The organism is Neptunicella marina, from assembly GCF_014270035.1.
In the GTDB taxonomy this organism is placed as follows: domain Bacteria; phylum Pseudomonadota; class Gammaproteobacteria; order Enterobacterales; family Alteromonadaceae; genus Neptunicella; species Neptunicella marina.
Genome location: NZ_JACNEP010000001.1, coordinates 48,241 through 67,016, shown reverse-complemented (window position 1 = coordinate 67,016; position 18,776 = coordinate 48,241). Strand labels below are relative to the sequence as shown.

The following is an 18,776-nucleotide window of genomic DNA, read 5'->3' as shown; positions in this document are numbered from 1 at the left end:
ATGAAATGTGTGCTTTTCAATGCCAAGATAGAGCTCAATTAACCAAACCAGTAATGTTACTTGGCTGGGCAACAGACTCAAGTAAAAATGATGCAGAATAACAATAAAAATCACAATTTTACCGACAGGCGCTCAGGAAGAGACTTTTTATACCGCGCGATGGTGGGTATTAACATCTTTGCATGGCTGATCTTTGTCATTGTGATGTGCATGTTTCACTTTGCCAGACCTGAACTGGAAACCGGTTTTGGACGGTTTTTAAATGTCTATTCCCGTACCAGCTGGAACAGTTATCTGGTGAACTGGATGTTTTTACTGCTGTGCGGCTGCGTCTTGTTGTCTACTTTGGTAATCTTAATTCGTAAACGACGGGCCCGGCGCCGAACCGACGGCGTTTGGGCCAATGTGTTTTTTCTGGTCATTACCTCAGTGATATCACTGATATATTTGTGGATAAACGCCGACGTAGACCTTTAGCGCAGCGCCTGATAAATCGCTGAGGTTAATTGAGACAGTTGCTCAGGCTGGATGATGTAAGGTGGCATAATGTACACCAGCTTGCCAAACGGGCGGATCCACACCCCGCTTTTTACAAAGGCTTTTTGAATCATCGCTATATCCACCGGCTGGCGGGTTTCTACCACGCCGATTGCACCTAATACTCTGACATCTTTCACCGCTGACAAGGTTTTGCATGGCATCAGTTCTTGTTTTAGCTGCTGCTCAATATCGGCAACCTGCTGTTGCCATTGACCTGTGGCCAGAATGTCTAAGCTGGCACTGGCAACCGCACAGGCCAGTGGATTGCCCATAAAAGTGGGGCCATGCATAAACACCCCAGGTGCACCTTCACACACGCCTGCTGCTACATCTTCGGTGCATAAAGTCGCGGCTAGTGTCATATAACCACCGGTCATACCTTTGCCTAAACATAAAATATCCGGACTAATATCAGCATGCTCACAAGCAAAATACTTCCCGGTGCGACCAAAGCCAGTAGCAATTTCATCGCAAACGAGCAGTAAGTTGTAGTCATCACATAACTGACGGCAACGTTTTAAATACTCTGGGTGATAAAAACGCATGCCACCAGCGCCCTGAACGATCGGCTCTAAAATAAGGGCGGCAAGTTGATTATGATGGCGTTCTACCAGTTCCTGCATCGGCAAAAAGTCATCTTCATTCCATGACTGGTCAAATCGGGTTTGTGGTGCAGGGGCAAAAATCTGTTTCGCCAACACATTTGAAAACAAACTGTGCATGCCATTAACCGGGTCACACACCGACATAGCGGCAAAGGTATCGCCATGATAACCATTACGTACCGTAATAAACTGATGTTTATGGCTATTGCCCTGGCAAGCCCAGTATTGCAGCGCCATTTTCATCGCGACTTCCACCGATACGGAACCGGAATCCGCCAGAAATACCCGGTTTAAACCTTGCGGTGCAACCTCTAACAGCTTTTTAGATATATCAATAGCAGGCTGATGGGTTAATCCACCAAACATCACATGTGACATTTTATCCAGCTGGTTTTTGGCTGCTTCATTCAGGGCAGGGTGGTTGTAACCGTGAATGGTTGACCACCAGGACGACATACCATCGACCAAGCGCTGGCCATTTTCCAACTGAATATATACGCCATCGGCAGATTCAACCGGGTAACAGGGCAGCGGATTTAATGCTGACGTATAAGGGTGCCAGATATGTTGTTGGTCAAACTGAAGGTCCATAACCATCCTGCTTTTATTGTTTGTTGAAAATCTGACCGCCTGTAAACCTTTTTAATACAATTAGGTTGACAGGGGCGAGGGGCGCAATAGACTAAGCCAGCATTTTCAAATTGTAAAGGTACAGTATGGCAGGTACAGCACAGATCCGTAACGACTGGACGGTCGCCGAAGTTAACGCTCTTTTCGCGTTGCCTTTTAATGATTTACTTTTTCAGGCGCAAAGCATTCACCGCCAGCATTTTGATCCCAATGAAGTACAGGTGAGTACCTTATTATCGATTAAAACCGGCGCTTGCCCGGAAGACTGCAAATATTGCCCGCAAAGCGCGCACTACACCACAGATGTGGAAAAAGAGCGTTTAATGGAAGTTCAAAAAGTACTCGACGAAGCCAAAAAAGCCAAAGAACTTGGTTCAACGCGTTTCTGTATGGGCGCTGCTTGGCGAAACCCGAAAGATCGCGATATGCCTTACATCGTTGAAATGGTTAAAGGTGTTAAAGCCTTAGGTCTGGAATCCTGCATGACGCTGGGCATGTTATCCCGTGAACAAGCGGCAATGTTAAAAGAAGCAGGCCTTGACTACTACAATCACAACCTGGATACCTCACCGGAATTTTACGGTGAAATTATCACAACACGTACCTATGCTGATCGTTTAAATACGCTGCAAAATGTGCGTGATTCCGGCATGAAGATCTGCTCTGGCGGTATTGTGGGATTGGGCGAAAGTGCAAACGACCGCTCGGCATTATTGGTGCAGTTAGCCAATTTGCCACAACAACCTGAAAGTGTGCCAATTAACATGTTGGTGAAAGTCGAAGGCACACCTTTACAGGACGAAAACGATCTCGATCCTTTTGAGTTTATCCGCACCATTGCGGTGGCTCGTATTATGATGCCGCAGTCGCATGTGCGTTTGTCGGCAGGTCGTGAAGAAATGAACGAGCAAATGCAGGCGCTGTGTTTCTTCGCGGGAGCTAACTCAATATTTTATGGTTGTAAGCTGCTGACCACAGCCAATCCTGAAGCCGACAGCGATCAGATGTTGTTTAAAAAATTAGGCATTCGTCCGGAAGCGCGTGAAGGCTTCTCTGATGCAGTGCATGAAACGGTGATAAATGACGCAATCGCCGAACAATCCGAGCCAGCTCTGTTTTACGACGCTGCTAAATAAGCGTTATGCCGTTTGATTTTATCCCGCAGCAGTTACAAAGCCGACATGATCAATTTTTATTAAGAGAGCGTCGGCTAAAGCGACATTGTGTGGATTTTGCCGGAAATGACTATTTAGGACTGGCAGCACAATCATTAAAACAGCCTGAGCTTCTTAATGAAATAAAACATTATGCTGTTGGCAGTGCTGCCTCGCCCTTAGTGTGTGGATATAAGGATATTCATGCCGGGCTCGAAAATTATCTGGCTCAAAGACTTAATCGTGAAGCCGTGCTGTTATTTAATTCGGGTTTTGCTGCCAATCAGGCGTTATGCCATGCATTAATGTTGCAAGGCGGTAGCATTGTGGCAGATAAGTTAAGCCATGCATCGCTAATTGATGGCGCAATGGCCAGTAGTGCCGAGTTTAAGCGCTTTAAACATAATGATCTGTCACATCTGCAAACCTTATTAAAAACACCATCGGATAATCGTTTAGTGGTGTGTGAAGGCGTGTATAGCATGGATGGGGATAGGGCGCCGTTGGCAGATATGGCGCATCTAGCTCAGCAACATAACAGTTGGTTAATGGTTGATGATGCGCATGGATTTGGTGTTTTGGGTGAAACAGGTATGGGAAGTATCGAACAAGCCGGGTTAGATACGAAACAAGTGCCCGTGATAATGGCAACATTTGGCAAAGCGGCAGGCTCTGCCGGAGCGTTTGTTGCTGGCTCCAAACAGCTGATTGAATATCTGGTAAATTTCGCACGCCATTACGTCTACAGTACCCATATGTCACCGGTTCAGGCAGCGATCACCTTATATAACCTCAAGCGTATTGAAAACGAACCGCAACTGCGTAATAAACTGTTTAGCAATATTGAATTGTTTAAGTCTGCGTGTGAGATAGCCGGGATTAATTTACTGCCATCCGATACCGCGATTCAGCCTGTCGCACTTAATAATGCTGAGCGCGTGCTTAATGTTTCTCAGTTTTTAACTAAGGCTGGTTTTCAGGTGGGAGCAATACGTTATCCCACTGTGCCTAAGGGGACTGACAGGTTACGCATAACAATTTCAGCCGCGCATTCTGAACAACAGATTCAGGCGCTGGTTACGGCATTGGCAGATGCAATCAAAAGGTGTGCGTAATGATGAATGTTACATCTTCAACAACTGATAATCTGCTTAAACAGCGAATCGCTAATCAGTTTAGTCGTGCCGCTGTGCAGTATGATCAGCATGCACCAATTCAGTGGCAGGTGGCAAATGATGCGCTCAGCCTATTTGATGTCAAATCAGGCATGACGGTGGACCTTGGATGTGGAACCGGCCGTATTACCCGTTTATTGTCGAAGCAAACTGAATCGGTAATCGGCATTGATATTGCTGAAGGTATGTTGCGCTTTGCCCGGGAACAAAGCATCAATGGCATTCAATGGGTAGCTGGAGACGCCGAACAATTGCCACTATTGAATGAGACTGTAAGTGGAGTATTTTCATCCATGGTGCTGCAGTGGTGTTACTCCATTGAAAACTGCCTTGCGGAAATCTACCGGGTATTAAAACCTGGCGGCAAAGCAGTTTTAGCCATTATGGTACAAGATTCATTTTGGCAATTAGCACAAAGCTGGCCGTTAAATGGCTATTCTGCGGTTAATCGTTTTATGGCCCATGAACATATTGTAAAAGCCGCTCAGCAATGTGGATTTGAGGTGAAGGCAGAAAACCGCCAGTACAATAGTGAACATCTTAATGTACGCGAGTTGCTTGGCTCCATTAAAGCGGTGGGAGCGAATGTTGTAACACAGAAAAATCATAACGCTCAGTTAACCCGACAGACTTTGAGTCAATTAAGTGAGAACTATGAATTGCTTAGAAAGCAAAATGGCATGTTGCCGCTAAGTTATCAAATTAGTATGGTACAACTGACAAAATAACAACTGGCACAATTTCAGTGAGATATTAAGAGGTTAGGGTGAAAAAACTATTTATCACAGCTACTGATACCGATGCCGGTAAAACCTTTATGGCACAAGCCATTATGAAAGAACTGGCCGACAGACGACATCAGGTAGTGGGGTTTAAACCTGTATCTGCCGGGTGTGAACAAACAGAAACGGGCCTGCGCAATGAAGATGCGTTAGCCCTGCAACAACAATCCACCATTGAACTGGATTATAAGGAAGTTAATCCTATTGCATTTGCTGATCCTGTCGCACCACATCTGGCTGCACAGAAACAACATTGCGAAATTGAATTATCTGCACTGACGCAGGCTTACGACAATTTGCTGGCCAAAAATGCAGATTATGTCATCACCGAAGGTGCGGGTGGCTGGCGTTTGCCATTAAGTCATTCACTGTTTTTATCTGATTTAGCGATTCAATATCAGATGGGAGTCGTGGTGGTGGTGCCGGTGAGATTAGGGTGCTTAAATCATGCGCGTTTGACCGTTGAGGCGGTACGTCATGATGGTTTATCTATCGTGGGCTGGGTTGCCAATGTGCTGGATAGTGACCTGCCTTATCTAAAAGAAAATATTGCGTCATTACAGCAGTTAATTGATGCACCACTATTAGGCGCTGTGCCACGAGTGGAAGATGCGGCCAGTGCCGCACGTTATCTGGATGTGACACCGCTGTTTTAGGCGGGGTTTTCTGTATAAAGCGTATTCATTTACAGATAAGCAGATAAATCACCACCCGGGATTATTTCGATTTTTTCTCCGGCTTTAAATACAAAACCCGAATGTGGTCCCATTAGCGTCAATTGCTTATCAATTCGTTGCAGTGCACTGCCTTCACAAATAGCTATCACTGGCATAGCTGGATTTAACACCATAAACTCTTCAAGGCGCTGAGCGCGGGTTTCACCGTTATGGCCAGGTGGCTGATATTCGGTGTAATGTGGGTTTAGCTGAAATGGCACCAAATTTAACGCATCAAAAGAAGGCGGCTCGATAATTGGCATATCATTCGTGGTTCTGATGCTGTTGCCCGCAATATTAGAACCTGCACTCCAGCCTATATAAGGTACACCGTTAGTCACGCTCTGGCGGATATCATTCAATAAATTGTGTTTATACAGCTGATACAACAGATTAAAGGTATTGCCGCCACCCACCAATATGGCCTTCGCCTGCTGTACCGCTTGTTTGGCATTTTGATGTTGATGAATACCGCTAATTTTAAGGTCAGGTAATGCTTGTTGCACCATTTGGGTGTAGTCATCCCAACCCACTGTGACTCCAGCGTATGGAATAAACAGTATTTCACTTATGCCATTTAAATGTTGATCAATCATAGACTGGGCGTGGCTGAGATAAGACGTTTGTTTTTCCCGCGAACTGCTTAACAGTAACAACTTGCTCATGACTTGTCCTTTTCAAATACTGCGGCTGTTTGTGCATTATACCATTGTGGCAGACATATTTGCTGACACTTTCATGACGTTGAAAATGGATAAAATTACACCATTTAACGTCATAATATTCAGCCACAGTGTGTGTTGTTAATTAACTTAGTGACAGAGGAATTTATGAAAAGGCTATTGCTGTTAGTGTTAACCAATCTGGCGGTGCTGGTGGTTTTTTCTCTCGTTCTCAATATAGTGTTTGCTGCAACCGGTATGGAGCCAGGTGGTCAAAGTGGACTATTGTTATTTGCTGCCGTGATTGGTTTTGGTGGCGCGTTTGTTTCGCTGTTTTTATCTAAATGGATGGCGCTACGTGCCGTAGGTGGGCAGGTTATAGAACGACCTGGCAATGAAACTGAACGGTTTTTACTCAGTAAAGTTGAACGTTTGGCGCAACAAGCCGGTATTGGCATGCCGCAGGTAGCCATTTACGACTCGGCAGATATGAATGCATTTGCCACCGGATATAACCGAAATAATTCGCTGGTTGCTGTTTCTACCGGTTTACTGGCTAATATGAATGAGCAGGAAGCGGAAGCCGTTCTGGCCCATGAAATTAGTCATATTGCTAACGGTGATATGATCACGCTGACCTTAATTCAGGGGGTGGTAAATACCTTTGTCATCTTTTTAGCCCGTGTTGTCGCCAATGCGGTGAATAATGCCCTGCGTGATGGTGGCAGACAATCAGATGGTTTAGGCTGGTTTACCTATATGGCACTGGTGGCAATATTAGAAATTACGTTTGGCTTACTTGCAAGTATTGTAGTGATGGCGTTTAGTCGTCAGCGTGAGTACCGCGCTGATGCTGGGGCAGCAAAGCTGGTGGGTAAACAGGGCATGATAGCCGCGCTTCAGCGTTTAAAAATGTCACAGGAATCAAATCTTGATGGCACATTAATGGCGTTTGGTATTCGAGGTAAACGCAGCTGGAGTGAGCTGTGGTTGTCTCACCCGCCTCTACAAAAACGCATTGCGGCCTTGATGCAGGAGTAAAACCATCCCCATTTAAATTAGAGCGCTATTTAGCGCTTTAATTGCAAAGCCCAACTGGTATGATTGGCGGCTACAGGGATTTTGGCCAATCAAGTGGGCTTAATTATGCATTCTTCATCTTCAGTTTTATTTGTTTGTTTAGGCAATATTTGCCGTTCACCCAGTGCAGAAGCGGTTTTTAGAAAAAAAGCAGCAGATGCCGGGCTTAAAATTAAAATTGATTCTGCGGGTACTCAGGGCTTTCATAAAAGTGCAAAACCGGATGAGCGTGCTATGGCGGCGGGGGAACATCGTGGCTACCGCTTTGATAATATCTATGCACGCAAAGTAAAAAGTGACGATTTTGAAAAGTTTGATCTTATTCTGGCGATGGATGAAAGCAACTTGCATGATTTATTGGCGCAGTGTCCTGCTGAATATCAGAACAAGGTTAAATTGTTTTTAAGTTTTGCTGAATGTGACGAGCTAGAGGTGCCAGATCCCTATTATGGTGGCAGCAAAGGCTTTGAATATGTGCTGGATTTAATTGAAATGGCAAGTGATGGTTTGCTGGTGAGCCTCAATCAGACAGAGGCCATGAATTAGAGTGCAAATGAGGTTTAATGTCGTATTAAGCGGCTTAGCGATAACCTTAATTCTGTTAAGTATCACAATATTATTACGTGATTTATCTTTGCCATTGTCATCACTGGACAAACAAATATTTGTTCAGTTACGCATCCCAATGGTGCTCACTGCTATAGGTGTGGGCGCTGCGTTGGCAGTAAGCTCTGCCATTTTGCAGGTGTTGCTGCGTAATCCACTGGCCGATCCGGGCATTATTGGTATTAGCAGTGGTGCGAGCCTATTTGCAGCCTTGTATTTAATTGCTGGCCCTGCACTGGGTTTATCGCTGGCATATTATCCTTTGCCTCTTTGGTGTTTTATCGGCGCAATCCTCTCTACCTTGCTGATTTATCTGGTGGCACGTCAATTATCTGAATTTAACGGTAGCGCCGTGATTTTGGCCGGCATTGCGGTGTCTACCGTTGCCGGTGCGATTATTGCGTGGCTGTATTTTATCGCCGATGGTCAGTCGTTACGAAACTTAACCTTCTGGTTAATGGGAAGTCTACTTCAAGCTGATCTAACCCTGATTTTATTATGTTTTCCGGCGATTGTGTTGTTGCTGATTTATGCTGTGGTGCAGGCCAAAAACCTGAACTGGTTGTATCTCGGTCAGCAAAGTGCCGTGTTAAAAGGACTGGATGTAAAAACCTTTAATCGTAAAATGATTCTAATTTGCGCGCTATTGGTTGGTCTGGCGGTATCCCTGGCTGGTTCCATTGCTTTTGTCGGTCTGCTGGTACCGCATTTTCTGCGCCAGCTGTTAGGGCATGATAATCGTAAAATTATTCCTGCAGCAGCGGTGTCTGGTGCATTGTTAATGGTAACTGTGTTGCTAATCTCAGGTTTATTTGGTGGTATTGCTGTACCTGTCAGTATGTTAACCGCCACCCTGGGTGGCCCATTGTTTTTGTATGTTTTACTCAAACATAACAGGTTGTCGCTGTGATTGAGTTACGTTGTCATAACCTCAATTGTGATTCGAGGTTGCAGCAGATTGACCTTGATTTTACTCAGGCGAATTTTGTGCATCTGATTGGGCCTAATGGTGCGGGAAAATCAACCTTGCTTGAGACGTTGGCTGGTATTATCAAACCCTCATCTGGACATGTTATATTACGACAGCAAACACTTGAGTCATATAACCTGCATCAGTTGGCAGCAATGCGTAGCATGTTAAAACAGCAGGACAGCGTGTCGTTTCCGTTAACGGTTGAAGAATTATTGTTGTTTTACTGTAACTGGCAGTACGCCATTCCAAAACAAATCGAACTTGCGCTGGAAGTGGAGCAATACCGTCATCGTCATTTACCTGAATTATCTGGTGGAGAGCAACAACGTGTGCAGCTTGCCCGGGTGTTATTGCAGATATGGTCTGTGATTGAACAAGGTGAAGGTTTATTGCTTTTAGATGAACCACTAAAAGGACTGGATCTGCGTCACCAGCAAAAACTGATGAGTTTGTTAAAATCTCTTAGCAAGAGTGGCAATAAAGTTGTGATGAGCCTGCACGACTTAAACTGGTGTGATGGGTATGCAGACCAGGTGGTTTTGCTAAAACAGGGCAGGCTTGTGGCAACGGGCACAGTGCAACAAACCCTTATTCCACAGCAGCTTTCGTCGGCTTTTGACTGCCTTATTTCCGTACAAACTAGTTTAGAAGGTAAAAAGCTGCTTCAAACGGTTGAAAATCCCTCCTAACCTCCGTATCTTTCATGCTCTGTAAGCGCGTATAGTCCGGACTTGGCGCTACCTCCACCATCATTATCAATAAGGGAAAAAGAGTGAGTCAATGGCAACCTGATAGTTGGCGTAGTAAGCCAATTTTGCAGCAACCCGTCTATGAAGATTTGCAACAATTGCAAGATGCAGAAAAACGCCTGAGCAGTTATCCGCCCATCGTTTTTGCTGCTGAAGCGCGTCAGTTGTTTAGTCAGTTAGCAGATGTGTCGCAGGGTAAAGGCTTTTTGCTGCAAGGCGGTGATTGTGCTGAGTCGTTTGATGAGTTTAATGCCCCTAAAATTCGCGATACCTTTAAAGTGTTACTGCAAATGGCTGTGGTATTAACTTATGCAGGTAAATGCCCTGTGACCAAAGTGGCACGTATGGCTGGGCAATATGCCAAGCCGCGTTCTGGTGATTTTGAAACTATCGATGGTGTGAGTCTGCCAAGTTATCGTGGCGATATTATTAACAGTTTTGAATTTACCGAAGCGGCACGCAAACCGGATCCAAACCGCATGGTTGAAGCGTATCACCGCGCATCGTCTACATTAAACCTGCTGCGCGCTTTTGCTCAGGGTGGTTTGGCTGATTTACATGAAGTTAATCGCTGGAATATGGCCTTTGTGGAAAACAACCCACTGAAAGATCGCTATCAGACTATGGCCAATAACCTGCATGACGCATTGGAATTTATGTCGGTGGTTGGCATCAATTCAGATAACCATGCGGCAATTCGTGAAACGCATTTGTTTACTTCGCACGAGGCTTTATTGCTTAATTATGAACAAGCACTAACCCGTTGCGATACCATGACTGGGGACTGGTATAACTGTTCTGCGCACATGTTGTGGATTGGTGAACGTACCCGTCAGCTGGATCATGCGCACGTGGAGTTTTTCCGCGGCATTAATAATCCGATTGGGGTTAAAGTGGGTCCAACCATGCAGGAAGATGAACTGATCCAGTTGATTGATGCGTTAAACCCTGACAATCTGCCGGGTCGTTTAACGCTGATTACTCGTATGGGGGCTGACAATTTAGCAGACAACCTGCCACGTTTATTACGTCGGGTGAAAGCTGAGGGGCGCCATGTGGTATGGAGTTCGGATCCTATGCATGGCAATACCTTTAAAGCATCAAGTGGTTATAAAACACGTAATTTCGATGCAATCCTGCGCGAAATTCAGCAGTTCTTCCAGGTACATAAAGCTGAAGGCACACATGCCGGAGGTATTCATCTGGAAATGACCGGACAACACGTTACCGAATGTACCGGTGGTGCCTATAAAATCAGCGATGCGGACTTAGCAGAGTGTTATCAGACTCAGTGTGATCCACGTTTAAACGCTGATCAGGTACTGGAAATGGCCTTTCTGGTTGCAGACCATTTAAAAGCGTAAGGTTATTAGCAGATACAAAAAACCGGCGTAATACGCCGTTTTTTTTGCCAAATTTAAAAACGTAATCCCAGTGCTTCACATAAAAACCGTTGTAAAGGTTGCGCGCGGCCAAACAAACGTGCGGTTTGCTCAGGTAAATCATCCGCCACAATAAACTGATCCGATACTGGAGTGAGCGCAATGAAATCCTTGCGTTTTATTTCATCAATCAAAGGGTGTTCTGCATCGAATCCCTTGGGAGCGCGTTGCAGTGAATTACCTGTCATCTGATAACATTCAGCAAAGGGTTGATGTTCAATCGCATCCTGATAAGGGCCGGGTTTGGTTACTATGTGATCACGATAGGCTTTTAAAGCATCGGGGGCTGGATGCCAGGAACCAACACCTAAAAAACTATTGCCAGGCTCAATATGCAGATAAAACCCTGGCGCATGCACATCTTTACCTATTTCATGACGGAACTGAATCCCTATATTGGTTTTGTACGGCGCTTTGTTTTTGGAAAAACGTACGTCGCGATAAACCCGCATTAATGATCCACCCATTTTTTTGGGAATGGCTTCGTAATAAGGCGAAATCATCTTTATCCAGCTTTGCATTTCTGAGATGTAAGCCAACGCCGGTTCCCGAACAAATTTTTCATAGTCCTGTTTGTGCTCATTGAACCACTCTTTATCGTTATGGTTGGCAAGTTGGGTCAGAAACTGAAATGTCTGTTGGCTAAAATAGTTACTCATGATGTGTCGATCCTAGTATTTACGTCGTTCTAAGCCAGTTTGTGCGAGAATTTTGGCTGATATTTCTTCAACGGAAAAAGTGGTACTGTTGAGGAAAGGTATATTTTGGCGCCGATAAAGATTTTCAACCTCACGCAGTTCTAACATGCACTGTTGCAAAGACGCATAACGGCTGTTGGCTTTGCGTTGCGATCGAATTTGATGAAGTCGTTGTGGGTCAATCGTTAAACCAAATAGTTTATGTTTGTAGGCTTTTAATACTGATGGCAGTTTTAATACGTCCTGCATGTCATCTTCAGTGAACGGATAATTAGCTGCTTTGATGCCATATTGAAGCGCCAGATACAGGCTGGTTGGAGTTTTACCTGAACGTGATACACCGGTAAGAATAATATCCGCTTCACCAAACTCTTTAAGATTAACCCCATCGTCATTAGCCAGCGCGAAATTCACTGCATCAATACGAATATCATAGGTTTTTTCATGAATACTGTGAGTGCGGTGTTTTTCTGGTTTGGCTTCAATACCTAATGCTTTTTCCAGTGGTGCGACAAACTGGTTGAGAAAGTTGTAATTAATTCCGGCCGAATCTGAGATGATTTCGCGTATTTCCGGGTTAACTATGGTGTGAAAAACCAGAGGTCGTAATCCTGTATCTTGAAAACTTTCTAAAATTTTACGATTTACATCATTGGCTTGTTCGGTACTTTCAATAAAAGGAATGGTGTGATGTTTAAATTCAACCGGAAATAAAGACAGCAAAGCATGGCCAAATACTTCGGCAGTGATTGCAGTTCCATCTGAAATATAAAAAGAGGCGCGCATAGGGTATCCTGTTAAATGTAGTAATATTATTACGAAAATAAATAAAATTTTACTTTCTTATAACCGGCATTTTAAAATTAGCCGCGCAAAAAGCCAGCAAACATAAAAATAAAAAGTGTAGTGGCAGAAACATAAGCTGCTGGTTTTGGTTAAATATTCTGCCTGACAGTACCAGAAATTATAAATTGACCTCTACTAAGCAGGAGTACCCTACGGTGCAAGACTATGTTTTATGGTATCAACAGCTCGGGATGAGCGATGTTGAGCGGGTGGGAGGTAAAAATGCCTCTCTGGGTGAAATGATTTCTAATCTGTCAAATCTTGGAGTCGACGTTCCTGGTGGTTTTGCCACAACAGCAGTAGCGTTTAATGACTTTTTGGAACAAAGCGGACTGGATCAAAAAATTCACCAATTGCTTGATTCGCTGGACGTTGACAATGTTAACGCCTTGGCAGATGCGGGCAAAACCATTCGACAGTGGGTAATAGATACCCCGTTCCAACCTCAACTTGAACAATCTATTCGCGATAGTTATCAACAATTGTGCGGTGATGTTGGCGATGCCGCTTCCTTTGCAGTGCGCTCGTCTGCAACCGCTGAAGATATGCCTGATGCCTCATTTGCCGGCCAGCAGGAAACCTTTTTAAATGTAAAAGGCGTTGATTCTGTATTAACGGCGATTAAGCACGTATTTGCATCCTTATTTAATGACAGAGCGATTTCTTATCGTGTGCATCAGGGGTATGACCACAAAGGTGTCGCTTTGTCGGCTGGTGTGCAAAAAATGGTGCGCAGTGACTTAGCGTCATCAGGAGTAATGTTTAGTATTGATACCGAGTCTGGCTTTGATCAGGTGGTGTTTATCACCTCGTCTTATGGCTTGGGTGAAATGGTCGTGCAGGGGGCGGTTAACCCCGATGAATTTTATGTGCATAAACCAACACTGGCGGCTGGTCGTCCTGCTGTTTTGCGCCGTAACCTTGGCAGTAAACTGACGCAGATGATTTATGCCGAAAGTGCTGAACACGGCAAACAAGTTAGCATAGTAGATGTTGAGTCTGCCAAGAGTCATCAATTTTCAATTACCGATGACGAGGTGATGCAACTGGCTAAACAAGCTGTGATTATCGAACAGCATTATGGTCGTCCAATGGATATTGAATGGGCGAAAGATGGATTAGATGGCCGTTTGTATATCGTACAGGCGCGTCCCGAAACCGTGCGTAGTCGTGAAAATGTGCAGGTTATTGAGCGTTATAACCTTAAACAAACCGGCAAAGTGCTGGCAGAAGGGCGTGCGATTGGCCATAAAATCGGTAAAGGTACAGCCAAAATTCTGCAGGGCATTGAACAAATGGATCAAATAGCCCCGGGAGACGTTCTGGTCACTGATATGACTGACCCTGACTGGGAACCTATTATGAAAAAGGCCTCCGCGATTGTGACTAATCGTGGTGGGCGTACCTGTCATGCAGCCATAATCGCGCGTGAATTAGGGATACCAGCCGTAGTCGGTTGTGGTAATGCGACCGATTTAATTGAGCATGGCCAGGCCGTGACAGTATCCTGTGCATCGGGTGATACGGGGTATATCTATCAGGAAGCACTGGATTTTGATGTTGTGACATCCAACATCGAAAAAATGCCTGAAGTACCAATTAAAGTCATGATGAATGTGGGCAATCCTGATTGCGCATTTGATTTTGCCAAATTACCACATCAGGGGGTGGGATTAGCGCGCCTTGAATTCATTATTAACCGCATGATTGGTATCCACCCAAAAGCGTTGCTTAACTATGATGTTCAACCGGAAACGGTAAAAAATGATATTGATGTGATGACAGCAGGTTATGCATCACCGGTTGAGTTTTACATCAGCAAACTGGTTGAGGGTATTGCGACCCTGGGTGCTGCGTTCTCACCAGAGAAAGTGATTGTGCGCATGTCTGATTTTAAATCCAACGAATACTTTAATTTGATTGGTGGTTATCAGTATGAGCCTGACGAAGAAAACCCAATGTTAGGTTTCCGTGGCGCAAGTCGTTATATTTCGGAAGACTTCCGCGATTGTTTTGCTCTTGAATGCGAAGCGATTAAACGTGTTCGTGAGCAGATGGGATTGACCAATGTTGAAATCATGATCCCCTTCGTTCGTACTTTAGAAGAAGGGAAAAAGGTGGTTGAGTTATTGGCAGAACAAGGATTAAAGCAAGGTGAAAATGGCCTGCGTGTTATTATGATGTGTGAATTACCATCTAATGCACTGCTTGCAGATCAGTTCCTTGATATCTTTGATGGTTTCTCCATTGGCTCTAACGATTTAACCCAGCTTACTTTGGGTCTGGATCGCGACTCAGGCATCATTGCGCATTTGTTTGATGAGCGTAATGATGCGGTCAAAGCTTTGTTGTCTATGGCCATAAAAGCTGCACGTAAACGTGGAAAATACGTAGGCATTTGTGGTCAGGGGCCATCCGATCATCAGGATTTTGCCGCCTGGCTGGTTGGTCAGGGTATTGATAGTGTGTCACTTAATCCTGATACCGTCATTGAGAGCTGGTTGTATTTAGCTGAGCATCACGCTTAATTTAATTGAAATAAAAAGCCGGTTTTAAACCGGCTTTTTTGAACGCTTTTATATATGGCAGATTAAAATCGTTTATATTTACGATTTAACAAAAACCGGTCAATACGCACCGCCGATTCGCGCATGATGCGCTGACAGGTTTTAATATATCCTTTGGCTACTGGAACGTCGTAGCTGAGTATCACTAAACCTAAAAGAATCAACAGTATAGAGCCGGGTAAGATAAAAAAGGTTACCAACCCAAACAGGATCAACAGGCTACCAGCACTTATTCTCACTATTCGTTTCATTTTCTATTTAACCCTGCGGCAAATGACTATTGTCTCAGTGTATGTGTTTAGCGGCATCAACTCAAAACACAGTTGTTACAAAATTTTATGCTTTTTATTGTCTGTATCATAGTTTCACCAGCTGAATATAACTTATGCTATCAGATTGATGCTTATCCATTTTTTGGCTAAACAAGCCGTGGCTACATAGGGCTGGATTCGATATACTCAGGCCATTCAAGTCCAGTCAAATTTATCTTATATCATGCTGCCAGTTGTTAACCCTCAAGCCAGTGTCGAACAGTTATACCTCGATTTTTTGTCTAAGCTCGCTGAGCGCGGTTTTAAAGGCGATATTGAACATAGTTACGCCAGCCGATTGGCAGTGGCAACAGATAATTCAGTGTATCAGGCCTTGCCGCAGGCAGTGGTATTGCCCAAAGATATTGACGATTTGTCCCTGCTTGGCTGCTTATCGGCAGAGGTGGCTTTTGAAGATGTGCGTTTTAGCCCGCGAGGTGGTGGCACTGGTACTAATGGCCAGTCGTTAACCAGTGGTATTGTGGTTGATGTATCGCGCTATATGAATCGTATTTTAGAATTTAATCAGCAGGAAAACTGGGTAAGGGTACAGGCTGGGGTGGTTAAAGATCAGCTCAACGCGTTTTTACGTCCCTTTGGTTATTTCTTTGCCCCCGATCTGTCTACCAGCAATCGCGCGACAATTGGTGGAATGGTTAGCACCGATGCTTCCGGTCAGGGCTCATTAGTTTACGGTAAAACCAGCGATCATGTTTTAGGCCTGACTTCCGTGTTGTTTAACGGTGAGCGACTGGATAGCTACCCCATTGATATGCAAGAAGCCAGTAAACTGGCTGAAGGCTCGGGTATCATTGCGAATTTATACCGTCAGTTGCAGGAAAGTTGTGTGGGTAAACGTCAGCAAGTTGTGGAAAAATTCCCACGATTAAATCGCTTTTTAACTGGTTATGATCTTGAGCATGCCTATGATGAGGCTAAGCAACAAGTTGATTTAAGCCGTTTAATTACCGGTGCCGAAGGATCACTGGCATTTGTTGCTGAAGCCAAACTGAATGTAATACCCATTGCTAAGTTTAAAGCGCTGGTAAATATTAAATATGATTCCTTTGAGTCGGCGTTACGTCATGCGCCACAAATGGTGGCGGCACAGGCTACGTCAGTGGAGACAGTGGACAGTAAAGTCCTTAATCTGGCGCGCGAAGATATTATCTGGCACTCAGTAAAGGATATGATCAGTGATGTTCCTGGCAAAGATATGCAGGGGCTGAATATGGTGGAATACAATAGCGAATCCGAAGCCGATTTTGCTGATAAGCTTGATTCACTTAGCGCATTGCTCGATGACGATATTACACAGCAGCGTAATGGTGTCATTGGTTATCAAATTACCCGTGATAATGATCAAATCAGTAAGATTTACGCCATGCGTAAAAAAGCGGTGGGCCTTTTAGGCAAAGCGAAAGGGGCACAAAAACCCATCGCTTTTGCTGAAGATACTGCGGTACCGCCCGAAAATTTAGCCGATTTCATTCTAGAATTCAGGGCATTACTTGATGCACATGGTTTGCAATACGGCATGTTTGGTCATGTTGATGCTGGCGTGTTGCATGTGCGTCCCGCACTGGATATGTGTGATCCCGCACAAGAAATTCTGATGAAACAGATTTCCGATCAGGTCGTTGCTTTAGTGGCTAAATATGGTGGTTTAATGTGGGGCGAGCACGGGAAAGGTTATCGTTCTGAATATTCTCCCGCCTTTTTTGGTGATGAGCTTTACCGGGAGCTACAAAAAGTTAAGCGTGCTTTTGATCCGCTGAATAAATTGAATCCGGGTAAAATTTGTACCCCATTTGAATCAACTGAGCAGCTGGTTAAAGTGGACGCCAAAAAACGGGGCGCCTATGACCGTCAAATCCCTGTTGCAATAAGAAATGATTTTGCACCAGCGCTTAATTGTAACGGTAACGGGCTGTGCTTTAATTTTGATCCACGCTCAGCCATGTGTCCCTCAAGTAAAATCACGTCCGACCGTCGCCATAGTCCTAAAGGGCGCGCTGGCATGATGCGCGAATGGCTGCGTTTATTAGCTAATCAGGACGTGGATATTAAAGCATTAGAACAGCAGGCAATAACGGGCACGGTAAAAGGAAAATTATCAATCAATACCGATAAAGATGATTTCTCTCATGAAGTAAAAGAGGTGATGGATGGTTGTTTAGCCTGTAAAGCCTGTAGCAGCCAGTGTCCGATAAATGTCGATGTGCCAACATTCAGAGCGCGTTTTTTAGCTATGTATCACCAGCGCTATAAACGTCCACTCAAAGATATTCTGGTATCCAACGTGGAAAAAATGGCACCACTATTAGCCAAAATACCAAGACTGGTGAATTCCGCAATGAATCTGCGTTTAACCAAACGTATGTTGTCATCTGTGGTTGGATACGTTGATGCGCCCTTGTTATCTGTGCCAACCCTCAATAAACGTGTTGGCCAGCGCTTTGCGTTTAATCTCGAACAACTCAAAAGTTTATCTGCTGAAGATAAAGATAATACTGTGATGTTAGTGCAGGACCCTTTTACCAGTTTTTATGAAGCAGAAGTGGTAGAGGATTATCTCAACTTTATGCAGGCATTGGGTTACAACGCCGTGCTATTACCGTTTGTACCCAATGGTAAACCACAGCATGTAAAAGGCTTTTTAGCCGAATTTGCCCAAACCGCAAAAACGGCAGCTGATTTTTTAAATCAGCTTTCAACACTGGGTATTCCAATGATAGGTGTTGACCCATCATTGGTGCTTTGTTATCGCGATGAGTACGCCACAATCCTTGGTGACAAGCGTGGGAATTTTGACGTGAAGTTAATTCACGAATGGTTGAATGATGTCATTGAACTGCCGAAACTGAGTTCCACTCAATCTTATTACCTGTTTTCTCATTGTACAGAATCAACCGCATTGCCGCTCAGCGCCAAACAGTGGCAAACGATTTTTGCCCGCTGTGGTCTTGAGCTGCATTTAATCGATACCGGATGTTGTGGCATGGCGGGAACTTACGGCCATGAAAAATCAAACCTGGATAATTCAATCGGTTTATTTAGATTAAGTTGGCAACCTCAAATTGAATCTTTGCCGCCTGAACAGGTTTTGGCAACCGGTTATTCCTGCCGCTCGCAAGTTAAACGAATTGAAGGTTTTAAACCTCAGCATCCCGTGCAGTTGCTTAATCAATTAATGTCACTTACATAATCAGTGAGTAAAAAAGGCACCTTCGCCTTATT

General features: G+C 44.4%; 17 protein-coding genes. 12 read left to right on the top strand and 5 right to left on the bottom strand.

Features of this window, described 5'->3' with window-relative positions; all coding sequences use genetic code 11:
* The first annotated feature begins 60 nt into the window (after nt 1-60).
* A complete protein-coding gene (locus tag H8B19_RS00335; RefSeq protein WP_186504791.1) occupies nt 61-477 on the top strand; it encodes a hypothetical protein in 417 nt (138 codons plus the stop codon).
* On the opposite strand, the gene bioA is transcribed toward H8B19_RS00335, so the two are convergent.
* Nucleotides 474-1,736, bottom strand: a complete 1,263-nt coding sequence (bioA, locus tag H8B19_RS00330) for an adenosylmethionine--8-amino-7-oxononanoate transaminase (protein ID WP_422121137.1) — start codon at nt 1,734-1,736, stop codon at nt 474-476. The genes H8B19_RS00335 and bioA overlap by 4 nt on opposite strands.
* Nucleotides 1,737-1,861: 125 nt before the next feature.
* On the opposite strand from bioA, the gene bioB reads away from it, so the two are divergent.
* The 4 genes from bioB to bioD are packed head-to-tail and all read left to right on the top strand — an operon-like array spanning nt 1,862 to nt 5,542.
* Nucleotides 1,862-2,911, top strand: coding sequence for a biotin synthase BioB (gene bioB, locus H8B19_RS00325; RefSeq protein ID WP_186504789.1), 1,050 nt, complete (start codon nt 1,862-1,864; stop codon nt 2,909-2,911).
* 5 nt (nt 2,912-2,916) lie between these two features.
* Nucleotides 2,917-4,044, top strand: coding sequence for an aminotransferase class I/II-fold pyridoxal phosphate-dependent enzyme (locus H8B19_RS00320; protein ID WP_186504788.1), 1,128 nt, complete (start codon nt 2,917-2,919; stop codon nt 4,042-4,044).
* Nucleotides 4,044-4,832 (top strand): methyltransferase domain-containing protein, encoded by a 789-nt coding sequence (locus H8B19_RS00315; protein WP_186504787.1) that lies wholly within the window; start codon nt 4,044-4,046, stop codon nt 4,830-4,832. Before H8B19_RS00320 ends, H8B19_RS00315 begins: the two co-directional genes overlap by 1 nt.
* A gap of 38 nt (nt 4,833-4,870) precedes the next feature.
* The gene (gene bioD / locus H8B19_RS00310) at nt 4,871-5,542 is read left to right on the top strand and encodes a dethiobiotin synthase (protein WP_186504786.1); all 672 of its coding nucleotides are present in this window, start codon (nt 4,871-4,873) and stop codon (nt 5,540-5,542) included.
* A gap of 29 nt (nt 5,543-5,571) precedes the next feature.
* Here bioD and pepE read toward each other — a convergent pair whose 3' ends face one another.
* Nucleotides 5,572-6,267, bottom strand: coding sequence for a dipeptidase PepE (gene pepE, locus H8B19_RS00305; protein WP_186504785.1), 696 nt, complete (start codon nt 6,265-6,267; stop codon nt 5,572-5,574).
* 165 nt (nt 6,268-6,432) lie between these two features.
* Between pepE and htpX the strand changes: the two genes are divergently transcribed.
* The 5 genes from htpX (at nt 6,433) to H8B19_RS00280 (ending at nt 11,036) form a co-directional block, all read left to right on the top strand.
* Nucleotides 6,433-7,305 carry a protease HtpX gene (gene htpX / locus H8B19_RS00300; RefSeq protein ID WP_186504784.1) on the top strand — a complete coding sequence of 291 codons (873 nt, stop codon included), beginning with the start codon at nt 6,433-6,435 and terminating at the stop codon, nt 7,303-7,305.
* A 105-nt stretch (nt 7,306-7,410) separates the two neighbouring features.
* On the top strand, nt 7,411-7,890 hold the full coding sequence (locus tag H8B19_RS00295) for a low molecular weight protein-tyrosine-phosphatase (protein WP_186504783.1): 480 nt from the start codon (nt 7,411-7,413) through the stop codon (nt 7,888-7,890).
* A 7-nt stretch (nt 7,891-7,897) separates the two neighbouring features.
* The gene (locus H8B19_RS00290; protein WP_186504782.1) at nt 7,898-8,860 is read left to right on the top strand and encodes a FecCD family ABC transporter permease; all 963 of its coding nucleotides are present in this window, start codon (nt 7,898-7,900) and stop codon (nt 8,858-8,860) included.
* The gene (locus H8B19_RS00285; RefSeq protein WP_186504781.1) at nt 8,857-9,612 is read left to right on the top strand and encodes an ATP-binding cassette domain-containing protein; all 756 of its coding nucleotides are present in this window, start codon (nt 8,857-8,859) and stop codon (nt 9,610-9,612) included. The genes H8B19_RS00290 and H8B19_RS00285 overlap by 4 nt, the downstream gene beginning before the upstream one ends.
* An 83-nt stretch (nt 9,613-9,695) precedes the next feature.
* Nucleotides 9,696-11,036, top strand: coding sequence for a class II 3-deoxy-7-phosphoheptulonate synthase (locus tag H8B19_RS00280; protein ID WP_186504780.1), 1,341 nt, complete (start codon nt 9,696-9,698; stop codon nt 11,034-11,036).
* Nucleotides 11,037-11,089: 53 nt separating this feature from the next.
* Here H8B19_RS00280 and H8B19_RS00275 read toward each other — a convergent pair whose 3' ends face one another.
* Entirely contained in the window at nt 11,090-11,773 is a 684-nt protein-coding gene (locus tag H8B19_RS00275; protein WP_186504779.1) for a DUF2461 domain-containing protein, read from the bottom strand.
* Nucleotides 11,774-11,785: 12 nt separating this feature from the next.
* On the bottom strand, nt 11,786-12,598 hold the full coding sequence (gene ppsR, locus H8B19_RS00270) for a posphoenolpyruvate synthetase regulatory kinase/phosphorylase PpsR (protein WP_186504778.1): 813 nt from the start codon (nt 12,596-12,598) through the stop codon (nt 11,786-11,788).
* 215 nt (nt 12,599-12,813) lie between these two features.
* On the opposite strand from ppsR, the gene ppsA reads away from it, so the two are divergent.
* The gene (ppsA, locus tag H8B19_RS00265; RefSeq protein WP_186504777.1) at nt 12,814-15,186 is read left to right on the top strand and encodes a phosphoenolpyruvate synthase; all 2,373 of its coding nucleotides are present in this window, start codon (nt 12,814-12,816) and stop codon (nt 15,184-15,186) included.
* A 62-nt stretch (nt 15,187-15,248) separates the two neighbouring features.
* On the opposite strand, the gene H8B19_RS00260 is transcribed toward ppsA, so the two are convergent.
* Nucleotides 15,249-15,476, bottom strand: a complete 228-nt coding sequence (locus tag H8B19_RS00260) for a tellurium resistance protein TerC (RefSeq protein ID WP_186504776.1) — start codon at nt 15,474-15,476, stop codon at nt 15,249-15,251.
* A 244-nt stretch (nt 15,477-15,720) separates the two neighbouring features.
* Here H8B19_RS00260 and ydiJ point away from each other — a divergent pair, with 244 nt between their 5' ends.
* Nucleotides 15,721-18,744, top strand: a complete 3,024-nt coding sequence (ydiJ, locus tag H8B19_RS00255) for a D-2-hydroxyglutarate dehydrogenase YdiJ (RefSeq protein WP_186504775.1) — start codon at nt 15,721-15,723, stop codon at nt 18,742-18,744.
* Nucleotides 18,745-18,776 lie beyond the last annotated feature (32 nt).

Excerpts from the sequence above, each read along its gene's own strand:
- bioA (WP_422121137.1), bottom strand. The coding sequence starts at position 1,736 with ATGGACCTTCAGTTTGACCAACAACATATCTGGCACCCTTATACGTCA.
- bioB (WP_186504789.1), top strand. The coding sequence starts at position 1,862 with ATGGCAGGTACAGCACAGATCCGTAACGACTGGACGGTCGCCGAAGTT.
- H8B19_RS00320 (WP_186504788.1), top strand. The coding sequence starts at position 2,917 with ATGCCGTTTGATTTTATCCCGCAGCAGTTACAAAGCCGACATGATCAA.
- H8B19_RS00315 (WP_186504787.1), top strand. The coding sequence starts at position 4,044 with ATGATGAATGTTACATCTTCAACAACTGATAATCTGCTTAAACAGCGA.
- pepE (WP_186504785.1), bottom strand. The coding sequence starts at position 6,267 with ATGAGCAAGTTGTTACTGTTAAGCAGTTCGCGGGAAAAACAAACGTCT.
- htpX (WP_186504784.1), top strand. The coding sequence starts at position 6,433 with ATGAAAAGGCTATTGCTGTTAGTGTTAACCAATCTGGCGGTGCTGGTG.
- H8B19_RS00295 (WP_186504783.1), top strand. The coding sequence starts at position 7,411 with ATGCATTCTTCATCTTCAGTTTTATTTGTTTGTTTAGGCAATATTTGC.
- H8B19_RS00290 (WP_186504782.1), top strand. The coding sequence starts at position 7,898 with ATGAGGTTTAATGTCGTATTAAGCGGCTTAGCGATAACCTTAATTCTG.
- H8B19_RS00275 (WP_186504779.1), bottom strand. The coding sequence starts at position 11,773 with ATGAGTAACTATTTTAGCCAACAGACATTTCAGTTTCTGACCCAACTT.
- ppsR (WP_186504778.1), bottom strand. The coding sequence starts at position 12,598 with ATGCGCGCCTCTTTTTATATTTCAGATGGAACTGCAATCACTGCCGAA.
- H8B19_RS00260 (WP_186504776.1), bottom strand. The coding sequence starts at position 15,476 with ATGAAACGAATAGTGAGAATAAGTGCTGGTAGCCTGTTGATCCTGTTT.
- ydiJ (WP_186504775.1), top strand. The coding sequence starts at position 15,721 with ATGCTGCCAGTTGTTAACCCTCAAGCCAGTGTCGAACAGTTATACCTC.